This window comes from Streptomyces fuscigenes (genome assembly GCF_021556455.1).
Classification (GTDB): Bacteria; Actinomycetota; Actinomycetes; order Streptomycetales; family Streptomycetaceae; genus Streptomyces; species Streptomyces fuscigenes.
In genome coordinates this window covers 1-2,860 of sequence record NZ_JAKGCV010000584.1, presented here as the reverse complement: position 1 = coordinate 2,860, position 2,860 = coordinate 1, and the positions used below count along the sequence as shown (strand labels likewise).

Sequence of the window (2,860 nt, the reverse complement as noted above, 5' to 3'; positions counted from 1 at the left end):
GTGCGCGGGAGTGAGCTGCTGTCCGCGGTGCAGCGCGGCGGTGTGCTCCGCCAGGCGCTCGGCCAGGAGGCCGGTCGCCGCCGCGTCCGCGCGCGCCTCCGCCACGACCAGGGCGCGCGCCGCCGCCGCGGCCGCGCGCCGGTGCAGGTCGCGCCGCCCGTCCGTGTCGTCCAGCGCGGCGGCGCGCACGGGGGCGGTTCCGCGCAGCCGGACCACCTCGCGCAGCACGCGCTCGGCGGCCTCGTCGAGCCCGAGCTCGTCGGTGACCGTGAGCAGGGCCGTCAGATAGCCGGCGAGCTGGAGGTCCAGCTCCTCCTCGCGGCTGCGGCGGGGGACGTCGGGGCGCGGGCCGGCCGTCGAGTGGACCGACTTGGAGCGGATCTGCTCGTACATGGCATGGCCTCCTGGCGTGGTCAGGAAACCATCCTACATTGGAATCAGTCTAAAGTTGAGGGAAATCGACGGAAGGGTGCTCCCGGTACGTGCCGTGGTCGCGCCGTCGCAGCGCGTCGCCGGAGATCCCGCCGGTCGGGACCTGATGACCTCGCCGGTGCGGGGCGCCCGCCGGCCGCCCGCGGCCGGGCACGCGCGCCCGCCGCGACGTGGACGGCTCGGTGCCGCGCGGGGGACGGGGGCGGCTCCGTGCTGCACGGGGGACGTGGACGGCTCTGTGCTGCACGGGGGACGTGGACGGCTCAGTGCTGGGCGTAGCCGTCGAGGAACCGGCCGATCCTGGTCACCGCGTCCGCCAGGTCACTGGCCGTCGGCAGCGTCACGATCCGGAAGTGGTCCGGCTCGGGCCAGTTGAAGCCCGTGCCGTGCACCACCATGATCTTCTCGGACCGCAGCAGGTCGAGGACCATCTGCCGGTCGTCCTTGATCTTGTAGACCGCCGGGTCGAGCCGGGGGAAGAGGTACAGCGCGCCCTTCGGCTTCACACAGCTCACGCCCGGGATCTGCGTGAGCAGGTCGTACGCCGTGTCGCGCTGCTCCAGGATGCGCCCGCCGGGCAGCACCATCTCGTCGATCGTCTGGCGGCCGCCGAGCGCCGCCGCCACCGCGTACTGCGAGGGCATGTTGGCGCACAGCCGCATGTTCGCGAGGATCGTGAGGCCCTCGATGTACGACGAGGCGTGGGTCTTCGGGCCGCAGACGGCGAGCCAGCCGGAGCGGAAGCCGGCCACCCGGTAGTTCTTCGACAGCCCGTTGAACGTGAGCGTCATCAGGTCCGGCGCGACGGCCGCCGTGGGCGTGTGGGTGGCGCCGTCGTAGAGGATTCGGTCGTAGATCTCGTCCGAGCAGACGACCAGGCCGTGCCGGCGGGCGATGTCGGTGAGCGCCGTCAGCATCTCGGTGCCGTAGACCGCGCCGGTCGGGTTGTTCGGATTGATGATCACGATCGCCTTGGTGCGGTCCGTGATCTTCCGTTCGATGTCCGTGAGGTCGGGCTGCCAGTCCGCCTGCTCGTCGCACCGGTAGTGCACGGCGGTGCCGCCGGCGAGGGACACCGACGCCGTCCACAGCGGATAGTCCGGGGCGGGTACGAGCACCTCGTCGCCGTCGTCCAGCAGGGCCTGCATCGACATCTGGATCAGCTCGGACACCCCGTTGCCGAGGTAGATGTCCTCGACGCCCAGGTGGATGCCCTTGGTCTGGTAGTGCTGCATGACCGCGCGCCGCGCCGACAGCAGCCCCTTCGCGTCGCCGTAGCCGTGCGCCGTCGCCAGGTTGCGGAGCATGTCCTCCAGGATCTCCGGCGGGCACTCGAAGCCGAACGCCGCCGGGTTGCCCGTGTTGAGCTTGAGGATGCGGTGGCCGGCCGCCTCGAGGCGCATCGCCTCGTCGAGCACCGGGCCCCGGATCTCGTAACAGACGTTGGCGAGCTTCGTCGACTGGATCACCTGCATGACGGCCACTGTACGGGCGCGGGCCCGGGGCCGCGCCGTGGTTTTCCCCACGTTCGGCCGGCCGGGTCAGCGCCCCGCCGTCCGCCCCGCACACGGGACGGAGGGCCGGCGCGGGGCGGCGTGGACGGGCCGCCGCACCCCGCGGCCGGGCGCGCCGGGGCGGGGCTCACGGCCGCCGGACGGCGGGGCGTGCAGGGGTCAGCGCACCGGGAAGCTGAACGTGTAGCCCCGCCCGCGCAGCCACGGCAGCAACTGACCCAGCGCCTCGACGGTCTGGTGCCGGTCGCCGCCCCCGTCGTGGAAGAGGATCGTCGGGCCGTTCGGGAGTTCGTCCTTCACCGTCGCCCGGATCGCGTCCGCGCCGGGCCGCTCCCAGTCCTTGGCGTCCACGTTCCACCCCAGCGGGCGCAGCCCGGCAGCCGCCGCGATCTGCCTGCTGTACGGCGTGAAGGCGCCCCCCGGTGCCCGGTAGTACTGGGGCTTCACCCCGCCCGACGCCTGCTCGATCTGGTGCGCGGCGGTGAGGATCTCCCGCTTCTGGTAGGCCCGGCTGCCGTGGTCCATGGACTCGTCGTGGTGGACGGTGTGGTCGCACAGCCGGTGCCCCGCCGCCACGACGGCCTTCACCAGGTCCGGGTGGGCGGCGGCCTGCGGGCCGATCATGCAGAACGTCGCCTTGACGCCGTTGGCCGCGAGGACATGGAGCACCTTGGGCGTCCACTCGGGATCGGGGCCGTCGTCGATCGTGATGTTGACGGCCTTCCCGCCGCCGAGCGCCGCGTGCGCGATGTCCATGGACACCACCGGCGGCGGCAGGGCCGGGTCGGGCCGAGAACGCCTTCGGCGCGACGATCCACAAGGACGTCGACGCGGGCAAGTACAAGCTCCAGTACGTCGGCGCCGACTTCATCGACGACCACGACAACGGCCAGGGCTCGAAGAACGGCCTGTCC

The 2,860-nt window shown here is 72.5% G+C and carries 2 protein-coding genes and 2 pseudogenes; 1 reads left to right on the top strand and 3 read right to left on the bottom strand.

The window, feature by feature from the left end:
• The 3 genes and pseudogenes from L1885_RS26600 to L1885_RS26590 all read right to left on the bottom strand — a co-directional run.
• The coding region (locus tag L1885_RS26600; protein ID WP_235799710.1) for an SCO4983 family protein at positions 1-393 on the bottom strand (393 nt) is incomplete at its 3' end.
• A gap of 302 nt (positions 394-695) precedes the next feature.
• The gene (locus L1885_RS26595; protein ID WP_235799709.1) at positions 696-1,907 is read right to left on the bottom strand and encodes a pyridoxal phosphate-dependent aminotransferase; all 1,212 of its coding nucleotides are present in this window, start codon (positions 1,905-1,907) and stop codon (positions 696-698) included.
• A 198-nt stretch (positions 1,908-2,105) separates the two neighbouring features.
• Positions 2,106-2,708 (bottom strand): annotated as a pseudogene (locus L1885_RS26590) (polysaccharide deacetylase family protein); the annotation flags it as partial.
• A 47-nt stretch (positions 2,709-2,755) separates the two neighbouring features.
• Between L1885_RS26590 and L1885_RS26585 the strand changes: the two are divergent.
• A pseudogene (locus L1885_RS26585) lies at positions 2,756-2,860 on the top strand (DsbA family protein); the annotation flags it as partial.